General features: G+C 71.2%; 15 protein-coding genes. 4 read left to right on the top strand and 11 right to left on the bottom strand.

What is annotated here, in order from left to right; all coding sequences use genetic code 11:
* Nucleotides 1–35 precede the first annotated feature (35 nt).
* The gene (locus ACFUO4_RS42860) at nucleotides 36–1,457 is read left to right on the top strand and encodes a xylan 1,4-beta-xylosidase (protein ID WP_383495961.1); all 1,422 of its coding nucleotides are present in this window, start codon (nucleotides 36–38) and stop codon (nucleotides 1,455–1,457) included.
* 20 nt (nucleotides 1,458–1,477) lie between these two features.
* On the opposite strand, the gene ACFUO4_RS42855 is transcribed toward ACFUO4_RS42860, so the two are convergent.
* The 7 genes from ACFUO4_RS42855 to ACFUO4_RS42825 form a co-directional block, all read right to left on the bottom strand.
* On the bottom strand, nucleotides 1,478–5,323 hold the full coding sequence (locus tag ACFUO4_RS42855) for a lipopolysaccharide biosynthesis protein (protein WP_383495958.1): 3,846 nt from the start codon (nucleotides 5,321–5,323) through the stop codon (nucleotides 1,478–1,480).
* Nucleotides 5,316–6,107 carry a polysaccharide deacetylase family protein gene (locus ACFUO4_RS42850; RefSeq protein ID WP_179143474.1) on the bottom strand — a complete coding sequence of 264 codons (792 nt, stop codon included), beginning with the start codon at nucleotides 6,105–6,107 and terminating at the stop codon, nucleotides 5,316–5,318. Before ACFUO4_RS42850 ends, ACFUO4_RS42855 begins: the two co-directional genes overlap by 8 nt.
* A complete protein-coding gene (locus ACFUO4_RS42845; RefSeq protein WP_383495955.1) occupies nucleotides 6,104–7,135 on the bottom strand; it encodes a glycosyltransferase in 1,032 nt (343 codons plus the stop codon). Before ACFUO4_RS42845 ends, ACFUO4_RS42850 begins: the two co-directional genes overlap by 4 nt.
* Nucleotides 7,132–7,956, bottom strand: coding sequence for a glycosyltransferase family 2 protein (locus tag ACFUO4_RS42840; protein WP_079310704.1), 825 nt, complete (start codon nucleotides 7,954–7,956; stop codon nucleotides 7,132–7,134). The genes ACFUO4_RS42845 and ACFUO4_RS42840 overlap by 4 nt, the downstream gene beginning before the upstream one ends.
* A gap of 377 nt (nucleotides 7,957–8,333) precedes the next feature.
* Nucleotides 8,334–9,431: a GNAT family N-acetyltransferase gene (locus tag ACFUO4_RS42835; protein ID WP_383495950.1), complete on the bottom strand. Its 1,098-nt coding sequence runs from the start codon at nucleotides 9,429–9,431 to the stop codon at nucleotides 8,334–8,336.
* A 1-nt stretch (nucleotide 9,432) separates the two neighbouring features.
* Nucleotides 9,433–9,870, bottom strand: coding sequence for a hypothetical protein (locus tag ACFUO4_RS42830; RefSeq protein WP_383495947.1), 438 nt, complete (start codon nucleotides 9,868–9,870; stop codon nucleotides 9,433–9,435).
* A 166-nt stretch (nucleotides 9,871–10,036) separates the two neighbouring features.
* Nucleotides 10,037–11,248, bottom strand: a complete 1,212-nt coding sequence (locus tag ACFUO4_RS42825) for a S8 family peptidase (protein ID WP_079310707.1) — start codon at nucleotides 11,246–11,248, stop codon at nucleotides 10,037–10,039.
* Between the two features lie 316 nt (nucleotides 11,249–11,564).
* Between ACFUO4_RS42825 and ACFUO4_RS42820 the strand changes: the two genes are divergently transcribed.
* Nucleotides 11,565–12,359, top strand: coding sequence for an SGNH/GDSL hydrolase family protein (locus ACFUO4_RS42820; protein ID WP_383495943.1), 795 nt, complete (start codon nucleotides 11,565–11,567; stop codon nucleotides 12,357–12,359).
* A gap of 3 nt (nucleotides 12,360–12,362) precedes the next feature.
* Here the strand turns inward: ACFUO4_RS42820 and ACFUO4_RS42815 are convergent, their stop codons facing one another.
* The 4 genes from ACFUO4_RS42815 to ACFUO4_RS42800 form a co-directional block, all read right to left on the bottom strand.
* Complete coding sequence (locus ACFUO4_RS42815) at nucleotides 12,363–13,949, bottom strand: protein kinase (protein ID WP_383495940.1); 1,587 nt, start codon at nucleotides 13,947–13,949, stop codon at nucleotides 12,363–12,365.
* A 94-nt stretch (nucleotides 13,950–14,043) separates the two neighbouring features.
* Entirely contained in the window at nucleotides 14,044–15,792 is a 1,749-nt protein-coding gene (locus ACFUO4_RS42810; RefSeq protein ID WP_383495937.1) for a sulfite exporter TauE/SafE family protein, read from the bottom strand.
* The gene (locus ACFUO4_RS42805; RefSeq protein ID WP_383495934.1) at nucleotides 15,789–17,165 is read right to left on the bottom strand and encodes a tetratricopeptide repeat protein; all 1,377 of its coding nucleotides are present in this window, start codon (nucleotides 17,163–17,165) and stop codon (nucleotides 15,789–15,791) included. The genes ACFUO4_RS42810 and ACFUO4_RS42805 overlap by 4 nt, the downstream gene beginning before the upstream one ends.
* A gap of 206 nt (nucleotides 17,166–17,371) precedes the next feature.
* Entirely contained in the window at nucleotides 17,372–18,904 is a 1,533-nt protein-coding gene (locus tag ACFUO4_RS42800) for a DUF4331 domain-containing protein (protein WP_383495931.1), read from the bottom strand.
* Nucleotides 18,905–19,113: 209 nt separating this feature from the next.
* Here ACFUO4_RS42800 and ACFUO4_RS42795 point away from each other — a divergent pair, with 209 nt between their 5' ends.
* Complete coding sequence (locus ACFUO4_RS42795) at nucleotides 19,114–19,656, top strand: sigma-70 family RNA polymerase sigma factor (RefSeq protein ID WP_079310711.1); 543 nt, start codon at nucleotides 19,114–19,116, stop codon at nucleotides 19,654–19,656.
* Complete coding sequence (locus tag ACFUO4_RS42790) at nucleotides 19,653–20,495, top strand: anti-sigma factor domain-containing protein (RefSeq protein WP_383495928.1); 843 nt, start codon at nucleotides 19,653–19,655, stop codon at nucleotides 20,493–20,495. The genes ACFUO4_RS42795 and ACFUO4_RS42790 overlap by 4 nt, the downstream gene beginning before the upstream one ends.
* The last annotated feature ends 12 nt before the right edge of the window (nucleotides 20,496–20,507 follow it).

Here is a 20,507-nt window from a genome sequence, read left to right as displayed (position 1 = left end):
CCCAGGTGCCCTTCCCGCGTCTACTGTTGCCCTTGATGGGACGTCATGGGTGGAATTCGGGGGCACTGCGGTGGCGGCTCACCGCGCTGCTCGGCGTGGGCGCGGCCGCTCTGGCCCTGGTCGTGACCCTCCTCAACACGCTGCCCGGCAACGGGGCGAGCACCGACGGCACCACCAGCAACGGCAGCAGGGCGCACGGCACGCCCACCAGCACGCCGGACGCCGGGACCCCGGACGTCGGCTGGGGCTTCACCCACACCCAGCACAGCGCCGACGAGGGCAGCTCCACCGCCGTCGAGCGGGTCGAGGGGCGGATCGCGGACGTCGGCGGACTGCCGCAGAACCAGCACCTCATGGGCTGGGGCGCGGACAACCCCGAGCCGGTCGAGGGGCGTTACGACTTCGAGGACATGGACCGGCGCATCGACTTCATCCGCGCCTCCGGCTCCACCCCCGTCGTCACGCTGTGCTGCGCCCCGGACTGGATGAAGGGCGGCGAGCCGGGCGTCGGCAACACCGACTGGAGCCAGTCCGCGCTGGAGACCGCCCCGGAGCCCGCGCACTTCAAGGACTTCGCCGCCCTCGCCGCGACCGTCGCCAAGCGCTATCCGGACGTCCGCCACTTCATCGTCTGGAACGAGTTCAAGGGCTTCTGGAACGACGCCGAGGCCCGCTGGGACTACGAGGGCTACACCAAGCTCTACAACCTCGTCTATCAGGCGTTGAAGAAGGTCGACCCGGACATCATGGTCGGCGGCCCGTATCTGGTGATGGACAGTGTCGACCCACGTTCGGAGGAGGCGTCCCAGACCTTCAAGGGGCCCTGGGGCGCCATGGACCAGCGCATCCTCGACGCCTTCGACTACTGGAACAAGAACAAGGCCGGCGCCGACTTCGTGGTCGTGGACGGCTCCAGCTACACCAACGACGACGAGATGCTGCCGGACGAGTTCGCGGCGACCGACAAGTTCACCGCCGTCAGCCGGTGGGTGCGGCAGCGGACCGGCAACCTGCCGCTGTGGTGGGCCGAGTACTACGTCGAGCCCGCCGACGCCCAGGACGAGCGCGAGGGCTGGTCCGAGGACCGCCGGGTCGCCGTCCAGGCCGCCGGCATGATCGCCCTCGCCAAGGGCGGCACCACGTCCGCCCTCTACTGGAACCCGGAGAACGAGAAGGGTACGGACTGCGCGGGCTGCCTGTGGACGCCGACGAACGGGAAGGACGGCGGGCAGGAGCTGCCCATGTTCGACCTGGTCAGCCGGTTCAGCAAGGCGTTCGGGCCGGGGACCGACTTCGCGACGGTGCCGGTGGCGGCGGACGACGTGCCCAACGTCCGGGTCCTCGCCACCGACCGGACGGTCCTCGTGGTCAACACCCTGGACCGGCAGATCAGCGCGAAGGTCGACGGCAAGCGGTTCGACATGCAGGCGTACGAGGTCAAGTGGCTCACCCGGTGAGCCGGATGAGCCACTGAGCCTCACTTCATCGTCAGGAACCGCTGCACCAGCGAAGCGAACAGCACCGCCAGCAGCGGCAGCGAGAACCAGAAGCTGCTCTGCAGCCAGCGCAGTTGCCGCACCCCCGGCCGCACCGCGACCCGGACCACCTCACGCGCGGTCAGCAGCACGATCAGCGCCAGCGCCGCGAGCCCGCCGACCACCGACCACGGCGTCCAGGTCACCTGCGGCCCGATCGGCCCCGGGTCCGCCTTCGCGACCTTGCCCGCGGGCTGTTTGGCCAGCGTGTACATGGTGACGTCCGCGTTGACGAAGACCTTCTTCAACTCGGCCCGCTTGTCGAGGTTCTCGATCAGCCGCGGCTCCCAGGACGTCGAGTAGCCGACGTCCATCTCCAGATATGTGACCTGACTGCGGTTGATCATCAGATACGAGTTCGGCCCCGCGTCCCGCAACGCCTTCACCAGGCTGGACACCAGCACCGGGTCGGCGGGCGCGAGCGTCGGCACGTACTCGACCTTCTCCATGTCCCGCGCGCCCCACGGCATCGCCGGCGTCACGTTGTCGACCGTGTCGTTGCTCAGCCACAGCAGCCGTACCGTCGGATCGTCGTGGGCGTACACGTACTCCATGGCGGTGACCTCGCCGGGCCTGATCCGCTCGAACGGCTCGTTGCCCCAACGGGCCACCAGGAACCCGGACATGAGCAGCAGACCCGCCAGCACCGCGGCCATCGGCGCCAGGCTCACCCGGTCCTTGTCGCGTTCCTTCGCCGTGACGCCGGTGCGCGGGAACAGCGCGAGCCCCATGAGGAGGGCGGCGCCCGGCAGGGCGAACATGAACACGCGCAGCGCCATCTCGCCGCCGTAGGACTGCATGCCGAACCCCAGGAACGGCACGAACGTCAGGACGAGCAGTGAGCGCTCCCGGTAGTGGTGGTCGCGCCGCCGCCACCAGCCCCAGCAGGCGAAGGCCATCACGCCGCCGGCGAGGGCCACGCGCGTGTAGAGGACGAGCTTGTGCGAGGAACTGCCGCCCTCGATACGGCCCGACACCGACGACGACACATTGCCGCCGACCCCGCCGACCCCGCCGAACAGGTCGTCGAAGTGCCCCGACCAGTACGGCTCGGCCATGAAGCCCACCCACACCGCCACCAGCACGGCGAACAGGATGGGCAGGCCGCGCAGTTCGGACTTGCCGATCAGGACCAGGGCCGCCAGCACGCCCAGCATCACGAACGGGGTGAGCTGGTGGGCCGGGACGCTCGCCGCGAACAGGCCTATGACCACCATGAGGAGGACGGCCCGCTGGCGCCGGTCGGTCGGTTCGACCTCCACCTCGCCGGGGCGCTTCTTCGTCCAGATCACGCGCGGGGCGCGGAAGTAGACGAGCAGGATCGCCGCGAAGACCAGGTAGAGGAGGTAGGTGAAGCCCTGCGGGGAGAAGTAGTCCTGGCCGACCCAGCCGGACAGCACGAACACCCACAGGCCGGTCCACTTGGCCTTCCAGCTCGCCCGCATCGAGCGCACCAGCAGGAACATCGGGGCCAGATAGAGGAGTTGGATGGCCAGCGGCCACCAGCGGATGAGCTCGGTGAAGTCCGTGACCCCGCAGGCCTGGGCGACGAACGCGGCCGCCGCGAAGAAGCCCGGCCAGCTCCAGCGCGCGTCCAGGTCGGGCACCGCCGAACCGGTCCGGTCGATGTAGTCGAGGAAACCGAGGTGCTGCCAGGCCGTCGCGAAACGGGGTTCGGTCTCGATCACCGCGGGCAGCGCGTGCAGGGACACCACGGTCGCGAGCAGCGCGATCAGCAGCAGCGCCTTGTGCTCGCGGTCCAGCCACAGCAGCGAGCCGAACGACAGCACCAGGAGGGCCGCGCCGATCAGGGTGGGCAGCGGCAGCACCGAGATCAGCCCGAGCCCGCCCATCCGGTCCAGGTCGGCCTCGCCGAGCCCCAGCGCGGGCACCCAGTAGAGCAGGAGCGCGGCGGTCAGCAGACAGCCGACGATCAGCCCGACGCGGGTGGGGTGGAGCCGGTCGCGCCAGGAGAGCGGCGGGTCGGCGTCGGATGCCGGCACCTCTTCGGGCACGTTCGCGCCGAGCCGTACGGTGCCCTCGTCCTCTCGTACCCCTGCCCGCAACGGCCCAGGAGGCTCGTAAGGCTCGAACGGCGCGTCCACCTCCACCTCGGCGGACGTCTGCACCGGGCCCAGCGACGCCTCCGACCCGGGTTCCCGCTCCTCCACCGGCAGCCCCACCTCGGGCAGCTTCTGCGCCCAGGTCGGCCGGTGCGGTGCCGGGGGGACGATGGGGATGCCGGTGGGCGGGGTGCCGGGTCCCGGGCGGACGTCCGGGCGGCGCTCGAGGTGGTCGAAGTCGACGTGGATGCCGAGGGCGAGGGTGTCCTGGTCGAGCGCCCAGGCGGGCCCGCGCCTGCGGGTTCCCGGGGTGACGGACACCTCGCGCGCCCCCAGATCGGCGAGGTCGCCGTCGGGTGCCGCGTCCTCGGGGACGGCACCGGCCGGCGCGGCCCGCACGGTCCTGTACAGCCTGGGCGCGGCGATCGCCACGATCACCGCGAGCGAGGAGATCTCGGCGACGCCCGCGCCGGTCAGCCCCATGCGGGGGAGCAGGAGCAGGGTCAGGCCGAGCACCAGGGCGCACAACAGGCCCTGCAACCAGGCGAGTCCGGCGGTGCGGCTCTGCGCGCGCAGCACCGCGAAGTACGTCTCCATGACGACCCGCAGCACGGCGCCGACCGCGAACCAGCGCAGCAGCGGGGTGGCCGCGTCGGCGTACCCGGAGCCGAAGACGCCGAGGATCCAGGGCGCGCCGAAGAACAGCACCCCGGCGACCGGCAGCATGATCCGCGCCATGCGCTTGAGCGCCGCCCGGGTGTTGGCGGCGAGCCGCCCGGGGTCGTGCGAGCCCTCGACGGTCAGCGAGGCGCCCATGTTGATGGCGAGCAGGTTGCAGGTGCCGCCGATGGTGGTGGTGATGTAGAAGTACGCGTTGTCCTCGGAGCTGACCTGCGAGGCCACGATCACCGGGACGAGATAGACGACCGCCAGCGAGAACAGCGAGCCGGTGTAGTCGCCGGCGAGGAACCGGCCGACCTCCCTGACGGTCGGCGGGTGCGCGTGGTCCTCGGTGGCCTTCACATGCCGGGGCACCAGCCGGCGGAACACCAGCCAGCCCAGCGGCAGCACCGACACCGCGATCGCCGCGACCCACGACACGAAGACACCGGCCGTCGGGATCGCCACCGCGAACGCGACCAGCAGCGCCAACTTGACCGCGGAGAACACGGTGTTGCCGAACGGCACCCAGATCGCGCTGCGCAGCCCGGTCAGCACGCCGTCCTGGAGGGTGAGCAGGTTCCAGGCGACGACGGCCGCGATGAAGCCGAGCCCGTTCACCGTCCCGTGCAGGAAGCGGTACGAGGGGCCCCACACGTCCAGCGTCAGCAGGAAGACGCCCGCGGCGAGCGCCACCAGCACCGAACTGCCCGCGTACGTACGGAAGATGAGCCGCCCGGTGGCGCGGCCGGAGACCGGGATGAAGCGGGCCAGGGCGCCGGTCAGAGTCACCGCGGTGAGACCGGCGAGGAACTTCATCGCGGCGATCGCGGCGGAGCCCTGTCCGACCGCGGAGTCGGAGTAGTAGCGGGCGGCGGCCAGCCAGAAGCCGAGGCCGAGCACGGCGGAGATCCCCGTGTTCAGCATCAGGGCGTAGGCGTTGCGGAACAGCTGGTTGCCGCCGGACGAGCGCCCCATGCCGGGCAGGCGCAGACGGCGCCCCGACTGCTCGGGCGCCTCGGTCGCGGGCTCGGTCGACTCGGTGGTGGTCGTCGTGTCAGACACGGGAAAGGATGGCCTTCCGGCGGACCTGGCGTGCTCTTCGGACCATGGCGTACCCCTTGGTGAACGCGCGGTCCCGGGCGAAGTTGCGGGCGATGGCCCGGCCTTCGATCAGGCGCTGGAACTCCTCGGCGTCCGTACTGCGGCGCACGGTCACCCGCAGCAGCGCGTACGGCCCCTGCCGGCGCCGCGCGAGTCCGTTGCCCACGGCCAGGGCCTGGGCGTACCCCGTCTCGCGGACCTTCTCGCGGACCCGGCGGCTGGAGTAGCCGTAGGGGTAGGCGAACGAGGCCGGGACGGTGCCGAGTTCGTCGGTGACGATCTCCTTGCAGAGGATCAGTTCACGGCGCAGGCTGTCGTCGTCGAGCTGGTCGAGCTGCGGGTGGGTGTGGCTGTGTCCGCCGATCTCCACACCCTCGGCGGCGAGTTCACGCACCTGCGGCCAGTCCAGCATGGTGTCCAGGGCGTGGCCGTTGTCGTGCGGGCCGCGCAGCCACGCCGTCGACACGAACAGGGTGGCGGCGAAGCCGTGCTTGGCGAGCACGGGCAGGGCGTGCCGGTGGACGCCCTCGTAGCCGTCGTCGAAGGTGACCAGGACGGGGCGCTCGGGCAGCGGGCGGCCGTCGCGCCAGTGCGCCGCGAGCTGGGCCGTGGTGATCGGTGTGCGACCCAAGTCCCCGATGGCGTCCATCTGTTGGCCGAAGGCCTCGGGCGTCACCGAGAGCTCCCGGGTGGCGTCGCTCGGGTCGGCCGCGATGGCGTGGTACATGAGGATCGGCACGCTCATCTCGGTCCTCCCTTGATCGGTCCTCCCTTGATCGGTCCTCCCTCGATCGGTCCCCCTTCGATCGGCGCCACCCGGAACGTGGCGCCGCCCTTCCGGGTCCGTACGCTCCCCACCACGTATCCGCCGGCGGCCGTCAGCACCCCGGCGACGATCGCGCCCGCGCGCCCGGCGCCGCCCGGCCGGGCCAGCACGGCGTCGCGCAGCCCACGGGCCACCCCGGCGGGCAGCACCCGGGTGGCGTACCGGCGTTCGGACTCAAGTCCCTTGTCCGCGCCGACACTTCGGGCCACCAGCGCCTTCGACAGGCCCTCGGCGTAGGCGCGCGTGCGGAAGTATCCGAAGTGCTCACGCGCCTCGGGTACCCGGTGGTGGATCACCGCGCGGTCGTCGATGAGCAGCACCGCGTCCGGTCTGGCCCGGGTGAGCCGGATGCACAGCTCCGTCTCCTCGCAGCCCAGCGGCCGCTTGTCGCCGTCGCGCCCGATGCCGGTGGCGAACCCGCCGGCCGCGTCGAACGCCGTACGCCGGAACGAGGCGTTGCCGCCCAGGACGTTGCGCACCCGGACCCGGCCCTCGGGCAGGCCCTTGTAGGTGCAGCCCACCACCCAGTCGAACTCCGCCGGGAACCAGGCGGGACGGCGGCCCGACGCCCAGATCGGCAGGGTGCGCCCGCCGACGGCCATCACCTCCGGGTCGGCGTACCCGGCGGCGAAGTGGCGCAGCCAGTCGCGCTCGGCGACGGCGTCGTCGTCGAGGAAGGCGATCACCTCGCCGTGCGAGGCGGCGATGCCGGTGTTGCGGCCCGCGGACAGGCCCCGGGGGCCCGCGTTGGCGAGCACCCGCACCTCCGCGACCTCCTTGTACTCCTTGGCCAGCCGGTCCAGGAGCGCCGGATTGTGGTCGACGACCAGCAGCGTCTCCCGCGCCGGATACGACTGCGCCCGCACCGAGGAGACCGCCGCGAGGATGTCCTCCCAGCGGTCCTCGGTGTAGACGCAGATCACGACGGAGACGTCGGGACCGCTCAAGACACCTCTCCCCGGACCGAGTCGAGCAGCGGGGAGTGGTGGGCCTGGCGGCGCAGCTCACGCCGGTTGGAGCGCTCGCCGAGGATCACCTTGAGCACCCGGAACCCGTCGCGCACCGCGCGCAGATTGCTCGCGCCGTGGATGCGGAGGTATTCGTAGCTCGGTATCTCCTGCACCTTCAGGCCCGCCTTGACCACCCGGATGTTGATGAGGGTCTCGATCTCGAAGCCCGTGCAGTCCAGGTCGATCTTGTCGAGGCAGTGCCGCCAGAACGCGTTGTAGCCGTAGCAGAGATCGGTGTAGCGGGCGCCGAACTTGCGGTTGACGATCGTGCACAGCGCCCAGTTGCCGAGCTTGCGGATGAAGGTCATGTCGTCGGTGCCGCCGCCGTTGGCGAAGCGGGAGCCCTTGGCGAAGTCCGCGCCCGAGACCAGGGCGGAGACATAGCTGAGGATCTCGTTCCCGTCGGCCGAGCCGTCCGCGTCGACCATCACGATGATGTCGCCGGTGCACGCCTCGAACCCGGTGATCAGCGCGTCGCCCTTGCCCTTGCCGGACTGCCGGACGACCTTGACCTCGGGCCACAGCTCGCGGGCCACCTCGACGGTGTCGTCGGTGGAGTTGCCGTCGACCAGGACCACTTCGTGGATCCAGTCGGGCAGCGTCTTGAAGACGTACGGGAGGTTCTCCGCCTCGTTCATGGCGGGGATCACGACGCTCACCGGCGGCGCGATGGCCAGGTGAGTGGAGACGGGCCGGTACTTGCCGGCCGTCGACGGCGGCTCCTGGCCCGTGGCCGCCGGGCGCAGAACTGAGCTCATGAGTCTGGTTCCCTCTCGTCCGGCTGGACCGCCCGCCCCTGGGCGGCCCGGCTGCTGTCCGGTTCGAAAGGGGGGTTGTTTCACCTACGGCATGCCGAAAGGAGTCTCCGAGCATGCCCGGGTGAGCTGGCAAAGCCGGCCGACGGCGAAAACGGCCGCCGGTCGCGCGGCACGACTCGGTCACCAAGTGCGGTCACCGAGCACGGCACCCCCCTACCGCGCCCCGCGCCGGCCTGTCGCGGTCCTTGAGCCCTCCCCTAGTACCGCGGACGACGGACCGATGCGGGTGAGATGTACGACGGTATTGACGATTGAACCCCTATGGCAAGACCTGGAACCAGGCCTCACGTTTTTGTTGGTTTGACCGTTACGGAGCCTTATTGGTTGTACGAACGCAGGCGTCCGATGTTCTTCAGCATCCGGTCGGCCGGCGCGAACAGCTCCGGCCGTGACTGGACGGTGTTGCGCAGCGCCCGGACGGGGGCGCGGCGCGCCCGGTGCCCGATCGCGACCGGGTGACGCCGGGTCACCCACCCCTCCGACACGGTGATCTCCCGTGTCTTCAGGGAGTCCTTGTACTCCTTCTGCCCCCGGCCGAGATCGAGGTACGCGATCCCGTCGGCGGCGGCCGCCTCGGCCATCCGCAGATGCAGGACGAGCCCCGGCGAGTACTTCGCCCAGGCCGGGTCGTACGCCGGGAACCAGCACGCGAGCACCCGCTCGGTGCGCAGCCCGAAGTGCGCCGCGACCGGCCGCTCGTCCGCGTAGAGCACGGACAGGATGCCCGCGAACGGCTCGGAACGGGTGTGGAACAGCCGCTGCACGAGATGGCTGATCCAGTCGTGGGCGAACCGGTCGCTGCGTCCGGTCCTGCGGTACTGCGCGGACTTCCAGCCCATCAGGGTGCGCAGCACCGCCGGGTCGCGCTCGTCGTGGACGTAGCGCACCCCGCCGGCGTCCCGGCCGAGCCTGCGTTCCTTGGCGAGTGTGGTCCGGGTGAACTTCGGTGCCCGGGACCGCAGATGGCGCAGATAGGCGTCGTAGCCCTGGTCGACGTCCATGACCGGGGACGGGAAGCTTGCCCGGGCCCCCGCGGCGAACGGCTCCTGGCCCTGGACCAGGTGGTCGAACTCCCAGACGGCGAGGCCGCAGGCGCGCAGCAGCTCCCTTGCGTCCCAGGTGAAACCGGGCCGGTGGACGAGCCCCTGGGCGTCCGAGACGCCGAGGCCGACGGCCCGGCCGACTCCGGTCGCGGTCCGCTGGAAGGGGAAGAAGGCGGCGGGCTCGCCGTCCTCCTGTACAACCGCGATCCGCACGCCCCGCCGGCACCGTCCGACGGCGAGCGCGAACTCGGGGGACAGGAACGGGTTCGCCAGCTCGGGCGAGCCCTGCAGATGCGCCTTGGACTGCATCGACGTCCACGCCGCCCGGTCGGCCGCGCTCAGCTCGCCGGGGCGGTACACGCTGATGTCCACGTCAGGGAGTCCGTCCCGTCGACGTACCACCGCGTCGCCGCCGTACCCACAGCAGCAGCAGGAGCAGCACGCTGATCGCGGCCACCGCCGCGACGCCGCCGCGGTAGGACCACCGGTGGGTGGCCAGCATGCCCTGGGCCACCAGCATGTTCACGACGACCGAGCCGGCCAGGGCGGTGAGCACCCGGGCGAGCGGTTCGAGGCCGCGCAGCGCGGCGGCGAGGGCGACGGCGGGCGCCGTCAGCAGGAAGAACAGGGTGAACGGGCCGCGCAGCGGCGAGTCCGCGCCGGCCAGCGCGAGCAGCGCGCCGAACCCGCCGACGGCCGTCGCGGCGCCCGCGAGCAGCGGCGAGAGGTCTCTCCCCGAGCCTCCGCCGGCCCCTGGCTCCGCGCCCTCGGCGCGAGCCCTTGACGATGTCCTGATACGTATGGTCTGCATTGGCGACTTTGCCCCCCGAAGCGCCGGATGCCGGGCTTCAATGTGACTCAGGCGCGTAGCGGCCGTCAAGAGTCCGAGGGCCCGGTGCGGGGGATGGTACGGACCATGGGACAAGTGTTCCCCGGAGGCTCAAGTCGCCTCCGGGGAACGGAAGTTCATGTGCGCACTACGGGACGAGCTTGAGGAGCTTGTTCGGCGAGCCGCTGCCCGCGCTGGTGACCACGCCGGAGGTGGCGCCGTTCACCAGGGCCGAGGCGACCGTGGCCGGGGTGGCCGAGGTGTGGCTCGCCAGGTAGACCGCCGCGGCGCCCGCGACGTGCGGGGTGGCCATCGACGTACCGGAGATGGTGTTGGTGGCGGTGTCGCTGGTGTTCCAGCCCGCCGTGATCGAGGAGCCGGGGGCGAAGATGTCCAGCGTGGAGCCGTAGTTCGAGTAGCTGGCCTTGGCGTCCGAGCTGGTGGTGGCGCCGACCGTGATCGCGCTGGCGACGCGGGCCGGGGAGTACGAGGAGGCGTTGGCGGAGCTGTTGCCGGCCGCGACCGCGTAGGTCACGCCGCTCGAGATGGAGTTGGCGACCGCCGTGTCCAGCGAGGTGGAGGCTCCGCCCCCGAGCGACATGTTGGCCACGGCCGGGGTGGTGTGGTTGTTGGTCACCCAGTTGATGCCCGCGATGACGCCGGCCGTGGTGCCCGAGCCGTTGTTGTCGAGCACCCGCACCGCCACGATCTTCGCCTTCTTGGCGACGCCGTAGGTGGTGCCCGCGATCGTGGTGGCGACGTGGGTGCCGTGGCCGTTGCCGTCGGAGGCGGTGGTGTCGCCGTCGACCGCGTCGTAGCCGTAGGAGGCGCGGCCGCTGATCTGGCTGTGGGTGATGCGCACGCCGGTGTCGATGACGTAGACCGTCACGCCGCTGCCCGCGCTGTCCGGGTAGGTGTACGTGCCGGACAGCGGAAGCGCGGCCTGGTCGATGCGGTCGAGGCCCCAGGGGGCGCTGGACTGCGTGGTGTCGGTCAGCTTCACGACCTGGTTCTGCTCGACGTGGGCCACGGCCGGGTCGGCCGCGAGTCTCCTGGCCTCGGTCGCCGAGAGGGTGGCCGAGTAGCCGTTCAGCACGGTGCCGAACGTCTTCCTGACCGTGCCGCCGTACTCCTTGACCAGGTTCTTGCCGGCGGCCGAGGTCGCCTTCAGGCCGGCGGACCCGGTCTTGAGGGTGACGATGTAGCTGTCCTTGATCGCGGTGGGGGAGTCGGCGGCAAGGACCTTGCCCTCGGCCGGGGCGGCCTGTGCGGGGAGGGCGGTGAGCCCACCGACGAGGGCGGCCGTCGCCAGGCCGGTTATCGCGGTGAACCGGAGCTTCTTGCTACGCAGTTGTGCCATTACGAGGGAGTCCTCCTCATAGGCGACGCGCGCCGGGGTCGGGCGGGCGTCTGTGGGGGATGCGCGCGTGATCGCGCACACAACCCGGAACGTCGCGTTCCCGTCTCGGGCTGAGTAAAGAGTGGGTCATCTACGGGCGTGGCTCAAGGGAGTTGAGCACCCGTCAACAAATCTGTCATGCCCACGTAATCAAAAGCGCCGCGAACGCGCGGCGTCGCGGTGTGTGAAGCCTGAAAAGTCTTGGCATGGACACTTCCCGTCAACACGCGTAGTTGCTACGACGGTTGTGGCAGAGATCCTGCTAAAGGGAGGTTCCATGAGACGTTCCCGATTTGCCGCTTACGTCACCACGCTCCTCCTCGCCGCCGGCGCCGCCCTCACCGGGGCGACCTCGGCCCAGGCGGCGACCGGCCCCTATGTGGCCCTCGGCGACTCCTACTCGTCCGGGGTCGGCGCCGGCAGCTACATCTCCTCGAGCGGCGACTGCAAACAGAGCACGAAGGCCTACCCCTACCTCTGGGCCGCCGCCCATTCACCCTCGTCGTTCAGCTTCAAGGCCTGCTCGGGCGCTCGAACGGGTGATGTTCTGGCGAACCAGCTGGGCACCCTCAGCACCGGCACCGCGCTCGTCACCATCAGCATCGGCGGCAACGACGCCGGCTTCTCCGACGTCATGACGACCTGCGTCCTCCAGTCCGACAGCTCCTGCCTGTCCCGCATCAACACCGCCAAGGCGTACGTCGACTCGACGCTGCCCGGACAGCTCGACACCGTCTACTCGGCGATCCGCAGCAAGGCACCCAACGCCCATGTGGTCGTCCTCGGCTACCCGCGCTTCTACAAGCTCGGCACCACCTGCGTGGGCCTGTCCGAGACCAAGCGCTCGGCGATCAACGGCGCCGCCGACTACCTCGACGCGGCCGTCGCCAAGCGCGCCGCGGACCACGGCTTCACCTGGGGCGACGTCCGCGGCACCTTCACCAACCACGAGATCTGCTCCGGCAGTTCGTGGCTGCACAGCCTGAACTGGCTCAACATCGGCGAGTCGTACCACCCCACCGCCTCCGGCCAGTCCGGCGGCTATCTGCCCGTCCTGAACAGCGCGGCCTGAGCCTCACTCAGTCGCAGTGGGAGAGGGGGAGGCCCCGCCCGTCGGGGTCTCCGTCTCGCAAGTCACCGAGAAGGGAACGGAGTTCGACGTCCGGTGCTGCGGATCGCGCACCTCGACACTGATCTCGTTCTGATACGTCCCGCTGTCGTCGTACGTCGTCACGAACGCCGTGTCCTGCTTGGACTTCCCGCCGCCCTCCGGGAACGACAGCGTCTTCCAGCCCTGGTCCACGACCTTGCCGTCCTTGGACTTCCAGCGGTACGTCACCTGCGCCGGCAGCCGGCCCACCGTGATCGTCGCCGTGAAGGTGGGCGCCTCGGCCTGCGCCGGCGGACAGCTCCCCGAGTACTCCGTGTGCGCGCCGGACAGCACGACCTGCACGGTCTGAGGTGCCGGCGCGCTGGTGGTCGGCGTGGCCGGCTCGGACGAGGAAGGCGGCGGCGCCGCGGTGTCCTGCTCGGTCCTGCTCGGCGTGGTCGCGCTGCGGCTGGTGCCGCTGCCGGTGCCGGCGTCGCCACCGCCGTCGTCCCGGTTGAGCAGCGCGTACGTCAGTCCCGCGACCGCCAGCGCCAGGGCGGCGACGCCCGCGATCAGGACGACCGCGGCACGGCGGTTGCGGTCGGGAGGCTCGGGCGCCGGCGTCGGCGCGGCCCGGGTGGGTGCCGTGGGCGGCAGCGGTGCCGTCGGCGGCTCCTCGCGGTACCCGGCGAACGTCGGTGTATACGGAAGGGGAGCGGTCGGGACCGCGCCGGTGCGGAGGGTGCCTCCCGCCGCGACGATCCGCAGATCCTGCTCGGCGCGGTCGGCGGGCAGCCGCTCGGCGGGGTCCTTGCGCAGCAGCCCCTCGATCACGGGCGTGAGGGGACCGGCCCGGTGCGGTGGCGGCAGCTCCTCGTCGACGATCGCGCGCAGGGTGCTCAGCGGGGTGTTCTGCCGGAACGGGGAGTTGCCCTCGACCGCCGCGTACAGCAGCACGCCCAGCGACCACAGGTCCGACTCCGGACCCGGCGTGTGCCCCAACGCCCGCTCCGGGGCCAGGAATTCGGGCGAGCCGATCACCTCGCCGGTCATCGTCAGCGCCGAACTGCCCTCGACCATGGCGATGCCGAAGTCGGTGAGCACCACCCGCCCGTCGTTCGACATCAGCACGTTGGCCGGCTTCACGTCCCGGTGCAGCACCCCCGCCTCGTGCGCCGCCCGCAGCGCGGAGAGGATCTCGGCGCCGATGTGCGCCGCGCGCTGCGGCGGCAGCGGGCCCTCGGCGTCCAGCACGTCGGCGAGCGAGACGCCCCTGACCAGCTCCATGACGATCCAGGGGCGGCCGTCCTCGGTGGCCACGTCGTACACCGTCACCACGTTCCGGTTGGCGACCCGGGCCGCGGCCCACGCCTCGCGCTCCAGCCGGGCGTACATCCGCTCCACCTCGGAGGCCGGCAGTCCGGCCGGCGCCCGCACCTCCTTGACGGCGACCTCGCGGTGCAGCACCTCGTCGCGGGCGCGCCACACGGTTCCCATGCCGCCCTCGCCGAGCGGGGACAGGAGGCGGTACCGGCCGGCGATCAGACGTTCACGGCCCGGTTCTTCGGACACGGGCGTCCCCCTCTTCGCAACGTTCGCAGCGTCCGCGACTACGCGACCCCGCTTGTCTCCGCATGACTTCGCGTGATTTCTCCCCAAAAGTAGCTCAGCCGAATGCGGATGCCGCCCCCTTGAGCACCATTCCAGCCCCGAGCGCCACCACGAGGAACGCCGACAACAGGGGCGCGTGCCGACGCACGAGTGCCGTGACCGGATGCGTGGTCCAGCGCGGACGCCGGTCCAGCAGCCGGTTCATCCCGGTACCCAGCCTGACGACGGCGAACCCCGCCGCGCTGAGTGTGAGCGCGAGCCCGACGCCGTAGGCGACGACGAGCAGGAACCCGAACCAGGCCTGCCCGAGCGCCATCGCGCCGACGAGCACGACGACCGCGGAGGGGCTGGGCACGAGCCCACCGGCGAAGCCGAGAAGGATCGTGCCGCGGAGGGTGGGGGCGATGGAGTGGGTGTGGGTGAAGCCGCCGTGGGTGTGCTCGATGGTGCGGGAGTGGGAGTGAGGGTGGGAGTGGGGGTGGGGGTGGTCGTGATCGTGCGAGTGATCGTGCGGATGGGGATGCGGATGCGGGTGATCGCGGGCTTGCGGCTCCGCGGCGGTGCGGGTGTGCGCGGCGACCAGGGCCAGTTCGCGCGCCGGGGTCTTTGCGGGCCCGTGCGGATGTCCGTGCCCGTCACCGGGTCCGTGGTCGTGCCCGTGCCCGTCATCGTGCCCGTGCCCGTGTTCATGTCCGTGGTCGTGGTCGTGGTCGTGGTCGTGGTCATGGCCGTGGTCGTGGTCGTGGTCGTGGTCATGGCCGTGGTCGTGCCCGCGTTGCCGCCAGGCCCGTCGTACGAGGGTGAGCCCCGCCCCCGTCACCAGCACCCCGCTCGCCACGCCCAGCCAGGTGATCACCGAGGGCGCCGCTCCCGAGCCCGCCGTGACGAGAAGGCCCAGGGCGACCACACCGAGGGTGTGGGTGACCGTGACCGACGCGGCCAGGGGCATGACGTCCTTGAGGCGGGCCTTGCCGCCGCGGGCGGTGGCCACCGCGGCCATGAGCGTCTTGCCGTGGCCCGGCGCGAGCGCGTGGAGCGCGCCGAGGGCGACGGCGATGAACAGGGCGAGCGCGGCGAAGCCGACGGTGAGGTCGTGGCGGGCGACCAGGGAGTCCAGCGCCCGCGTCCAGCGGTCGGCGCCGCGCGGGAGGACGGAGGCGGCCGGGGCGTCCTCGCGGTCCTCGGCCAGGGCGGGGCCGCCGGGGCGGACGCGCACGGCGGCGGTGGTGGTGTCGGCGGGGGAGGAGAGCAGCTTCCCCGGGTAGCTGGTCAGTTCGTGGGAGACCGACGTCTTCGGTACGTCCGACGCGGTGAGCGTCATCCGGTCTCCGCGCGCGGTGATCTCCCGCCAGCCGGGCCCGGAGTCCGTCCCCGCGCTGTGGAAGGCCAGCGCCACGGTCGCGTCCTCGGGGAGCGGTGCCGTCAGCTCGCACTCCACGCGGAGGGTGTCGAGCCCGGCCTGACCGGGCCGGACCGTCGCCTTGCTGCTCCGGACGCTCAGGCGCGCCGCGACACCGTCGACCGTGACCTCGCTGCCCTGCGCGGCCGTCGCGCAGCGCTGCCGGGCCCACCCGGTCATGCCCTGCTTCTCGATGTCCGGCTCGGCCTGGGTCGCCGGGATCTCGGCGAGGTCCTCGACATGGTCGACGCGGAGCTGTCCGGGGGCGGCGACGAGTCCGTCGTAGCGGTTGACGGTGAAGTTGCCGAGGGGGTGCGCGCTCGCGCTGCTGGAGGGGACGAGCACGAGCGCGCACGCGGCCGTCAGGACGGCCGCACCGGAGGCGAACAGGCGACGGGACTTCACTTGGCCGCCTCCAGGGTCTTCAGCGCCTTACGGGCCTCAGCCGCGCCGAGAGTCGAGAAACCGGGGTTCAGCTTCAGGGCGGCCTCGAGGTGGGTGCGGGCGTCCTTCGTGTGGCCCGTGGCCCGCTCGATCATGCCGCGGTGGTAGAGGAACGCGGCGTTGCGGTAGCCGGTGGCGGTGGCCCGGCGGGCGTAGGGGAGGGCTTCGGCGTCCTTGCCGTTGACGTGCAGGGCCCAGGCGAGGGCGTCCGCGGTGTGCACGGTGTGCCGGCGTTTCCACTCGGCGCGGGCCGCGCGCAGCGCCGCGGCCTTGTCGCCGTGGTCGGCGGCGGCGAGGGCGGTGTCGAGGTCGGCGTTGACGCCGTTGGCACGGGCGAGGGCGGTCCAGGCGTCGACGAGCGCGTACTGGTCGTCGGCCTTCTCCTGGTCACCGGCCTGCTGGTACAGCTCGCCGAGCTCGACGAGCGGGCCGGGCAGCGGGTAGCGGGCGACGACGTCCTCCATGTTCTTGAGGGCGGCGGCCCGGTCGCCGCTCGCGGCCTGGGCGCGGGCCCGGCCCTCGAGCGCGGGGACGTAGTCCTCGTCGGCGGCGAGGGCGCGGGCGTAGGAGGTGAGGGCCGCCTCGTAGTCGCCCTGGTTGAAGGCGAGCTGACCGAGCTGGGCGGCGACGTACGCCACGTCGCCCGGGGTGGTCGCGGAGGCGAGGGCCTGCTTCAGCACCCGCTCGGCGGTGCTGACGTCACCGCGCAGCTCCCGTACGTACGCGTACCGCGTGAAGACCGGGACGCCGGGCTTGCGGGCGTCGGCCGTGTCGGCGGCCTTCGCGGCGTCGGCGTACCGGCCGAGTTCGACGAGGGCGTCGACGCGGGAGGACAGGGCGCGTTCGTCGTAGGGGTTCTGCCGCAGCACCTGGTCGGCGTACCGCAGGGCGTGGGCGAAGTCGTGCCGGGCCGCGGCGAGGGCGGCGCGGCCGGCGAGGGCCTGTTCGTTGTCCGGCTTCAGCTTCAGTGACCGGTCGAGGGCCTTGTCGGCCTGCGGGTAGCGGGAGGGGTCGCCCTTGGTGCGGGCCTGCTCGACGTAGGCGAGACCGAGGGTGGCCCAGCCGCCGAAGTCCTTCGGCTGGGACCGGAGATGGTCCTGGAGGGAGACGATGCTCGTGTCGAGGTCGCCGCCGGTGAGCAGTGCCGGTGACACGGCACTGGGCGCGGCGGCGGCCGTCGTCGTACCGCCGCCGTCCCGCAGCGCGCCGACGGCGATGGACCCGGCGGTCAGCGCGATGGCCAGCAGCACGGCCGAACCACCGAGCCGCACCCGCCGCGCGACGGCGCCCTCGGCCACCGTCTCCGACTCATCGGCGTTCGTACGCGAGGCCATTGCCCTCTCCTAGTTACGAGGCTTGCTGTGCAAGGAAGTTGATGCGGCGTGCGGCGCGGCCCGCACCGTGGGGGATGGAGTACGTGCGGGCCGCGCCAGTTGAAGGGGGCGACTGCGGTTGCCCAGGGGTGCGGGGCTGTGTCGATCTGCGGCTACCGCCGCGTGAGCGCGACCAGCCACAGCCGCCCCGCACCCGGAGAACCGGCCTAGTACGCCCTGGTCCTCATCCGCCGCCACCACATGAGGCCACCACCGATGAGCAGGATCCCGGCGGCACCGGCCCCCGCCGACGCGGCGATCAGCGTCGTGTCGTCCGAACCCGCGGCACCCGCCGGCTGCAACGCGTCGCCCAGCTGGTTGCGGACGTCCGCGCCGTCCGTCGTGCCCTTGGCGAGCGGGCCGCGTGAACCCTCGGTCGGCAGGGCGACGTACGGGAAGGACTTCTCGAAGTCCTTGTCGTTCTTGTCGACCGCGTCGCCCAAGTCGTTCTTGGAACCGACCAGTTCACCCTCGACGACCTGGAGCGAGGCGTCGATCACGTCGTCCGTCAGACGGCGCCCGTTCGGGAACCCGGCGTTGTCGCCATCAAGCACACCGAGCCGCTTCGGAGAATCGGTGGGCTTGATGGACGTGTTGAGGCGCAGCTCTTCCGCCGCGCGGACATGGGGCGGCTGGTTCAGCCCCTTCACTCCCTTGAGGAACACGTCCACGAGATCGTTGCGCGGCTCGGCCGGCGCCTTGATCTTGTAGATGGCCTCGATGAGCTTGGGCAGCTCGGGGTTGGTGACGTTCTTCAGGAACTGCCCGTCGTACCACGGCGAGGACGCGTTGAACTTGTCCTTGTCCTTCAGCGGGTTGACGACCTCGTTGACCAGCGGGTTGCCGAGCCGGGAGACCTGGGAGTAGTACCCCTGCGCGTTCCTGCGCTGGGTCGTCGACCAGATACCGACGATCGGCTGGTGTTTGGACTCGGTGATCATGTCCGTCGGGACCTGAAGGGCTATGGAGTTGACGTTGTAGCCCTTGAGGGTGTCGTTGCCGACCTCGGTGAGGTTCCCGCCGTACAGCAGGTCGAAGACGCGCAGGTCCAGGAAGAACGGGTCGTCGGCCTGGCCCGCGAACGACGTCGCGCCGCCGGGCAGCTTGTAGACGGCCTGGTCGCGCAGCTTCTCGTAGTTCGGCATCGACGCCTTGCCGACGTTCGACGGCGCCACCGGAACGTCGTCGGCGACCTTCGTCTTGTACTGGACCCGCTGGTTCTTCAGCCGGAACAGGTCGATGTCGTACGTCTGCGTGATGTTCAGGTCGGGGTCGTCGAGGCTGTCGACGACGCCCGTGTTGTACAGGAACGTCTTCTTGTTCTTCGTATGCGTCTTGAAGGTGAAGCGGTAGAGCAACTCTCCTTGCCCGTCACCGTTGTTGTCGATGTGGATGTCGTACTGGGCGTCCTCGGCGAACTGGTAGAAGTTCGGCCCGCCCGACGGGTCCTCGAAGGGGATCCAGTTGGCTACGATCGTCGTGCTGTCCGGCTTGTCCGGGCTGACGAACGCGTACACGTCCGTGTTGTCGTACTGCGGGTCGCCCGAGATCAGCGGGGCCTCCCGGTGGCTGGAGGCGGAGGCCGCCCCCGGTTCCAGCGTGGCCACGCCGGCGGCGGCGAGCCCGCCGGCGGCCAGCGCAGCGCAGATGAGGGTCGCGAGGCTCCTGCGCCCCGCACCGCTCCTGGAGTTAGGTGTCATGCCGTCCGTCCTCAGTCCCAACTTGCCTGACGCTGGGGGATTCGGAGCGGGGGGCGGGCCGGATTGGTCGAACCTGAAAACTTATTTCCTCGCAGTTCGACCCGCGTTTTCGGCCTTCTGATCCGTAACCCCATCCGGAGGTGTGTGCGTTGCGAATACCTCGTGAGACGGGGCGACCAAGATGCGGGCTCGCGGGAGGGGGAGACGAGTTGGAGGCGGACGAGCTTCTGGTACTCGTGGCCGGCGGTGACCAGAAGGCATTCGAGAAGCTGTACGGACTGGTGTCCGGGCCGGTGTTCGGCCTCGTACGGCGTGTGGTGCGCGATCCGGCGCAGTCCGAGGAGGTGGCCCAGGAAGTGCTGCTGGAGCTCTGGCGGTCCGCCGCGCGCTTCGACCCGGGCCGGGGCAGCGCCCTGTCCTGGGTCCTCACCCTCGCCCACCGGCGGGCCGTGGACCGGGTGCGCAGCGCCCGCGCGGCCGGCGAGCGCGAGCAGCGCGAGGCCTGGCGGGCCCACCACCCCGCCTTCGACCAGGTGACCGAGGAGGTGGAGGCGGGGCTCGAACGCGAGTGGGTGCGCCGCTGCCTGGACCGGCTCACCGACCTCCAGCGGCAGTCCGTCACCCTCGCCTACTACGACGGCTACACGTACCGTGAAGTGGCCGAGCGGCTCTCGCTGCCGCTGGGCACCGTCAAGACCCGGATGCGCGACGGACTGACCCGGCTGCGCGAGTGCCTGGGAGGTGTGGCGTGAGCCTGCTCGACAAACTGCTGCGCCGCGAGGACCCGCACTCGCTGGCCGCCCCCTACGCCCTGGACGCGCTGGAACCGGCCGAGCGGACCCGCTTCGAGAAGCACTTGAGGAACTGTCCGGTCTGCGCCGCCGAGGTCCGCGCACTGTCCGAGGACGCGGTCCGGCTGGCCTGGTCGACGGCCGCCCCGCCACCGCCCGCGATGCGTGACCGGGTGCTCGCCGCCGTCCGCACGACCGCGCAGGAACAGCCGGTACGCGCACGCGCGCCACAGCTCCCGGCGCACGTCTGGGGCACCCAGGCGCCGCCCGCCCGCTCCGGGGGCCGCTCCCACGCTTTCGGCGGTGGGGGAGCGCCCCGCGCGCGCCGCCCCCTGTTCGTGCCCTTCGCCACCGCCACGGCCGCCGCCGCCCTCGTCGTCGCCTCCCTGTTCGCCGTACAGGCGAACCAGACGCAGGACCAGCTGAACGCCGAGCGCGCCCAGGCGCGTGAGATCGCCCACGTTCTCGCGGCTCCGGACGCCCGGGCCAGCACCGGCAAGGACGCGCGGGGCCGCAGTATCGGCGTGGTCGCCTCCGCGGCGGAGGGCCAGGCGGTCGTCACCCTGAGCGGATACGACGACATTCCGAGCGGCCGCGTGAACCAGTTGTGGCTCATGCGCCCCGACGCGCAACCGCGCTCCCTCGGGCTCTTCGACGCCGACACGCCCTTGGTCGCGTCCGGTCTCGACAAGTCCGCCACGTCACTCGCTGTAACCGTCGAGCCCGACGGTGGCTCAGCGCAACCCACCAGCCAGCCGGTTGTCCAACTCGCCCTGAAATCGGTTGGATTCGGAGAGTAATCAAAGAGGGGT

The sequence above is a fragment of the Streptomyces sp. NPDC057280 genome (genome assembly GCF_042668605.1).
Lineage (GTDB): Bacteria > Actinomycetota > Actinomycetes > Streptomycetales > Streptomycetaceae > Streptomyces.
Note: the sequence above shows the minus strand (reverse complement) of the source record. Positions and strands in the feature narration are given on the sequence as shown.

Excerpts from the sequence above, each read along its gene's own strand:
- ACFUO4_RS42840 (WP_079310704.1), bottom strand. The coding sequence starts at position 7,956 with ATGAGCTCAGTTCTGCGCCCGGCGGCCACGGGCCAGGAGCCGCCGTCG.
- ACFUO4_RS42830 (WP_383495947.1), bottom strand. The coding sequence starts at position 9,870 with ATGCAGACCATACGTATCAGGACATCGTCAAGGGCTCGCGCCGAGGGC.
- ACFUO4_RS42805 (WP_383495934.1), bottom strand. The coding sequence starts at position 17,165 with ATGGCCTCGCGTACGAACGCCGATGAGTCGGAGACGGTGGCCGAGGGC.
- ACFUO4_RS42825 (WP_079310707.1), bottom strand. The coding sequence starts at position 11,248 with ATGGCACAACTGCGTAGCAAGAAGCTCCGGTTCACCGCGATAACCGGC.
- ACFUO4_RS42800 (WP_383495931.1), bottom strand. The coding sequence starts at position 18,904 with ATGACACCTAACTCCAGGAGCGGTGCGGGGCGCAGGAGCCTCGCGACC.
- ACFUO4_RS42860 (WP_383495961.1), top strand. The coding sequence starts at position 36 with ATGGGACGTCATGGGTGGAATTCGGGGGCACTGCGGTGGCGGCTCACC.
- ACFUO4_RS42850 (WP_179143474.1), bottom strand. The coding sequence starts at position 6,107 with ATGAGCGTGCCGATCCTCATGTACCACGCCATCGCGGCCGACCCGAGC.
- ACFUO4_RS42820 (WP_383495943.1), top strand. The coding sequence starts at position 11,565 with ATGAGACGTTCCCGATTTGCCGCTTACGTCACCACGCTCCTCCTCGCC.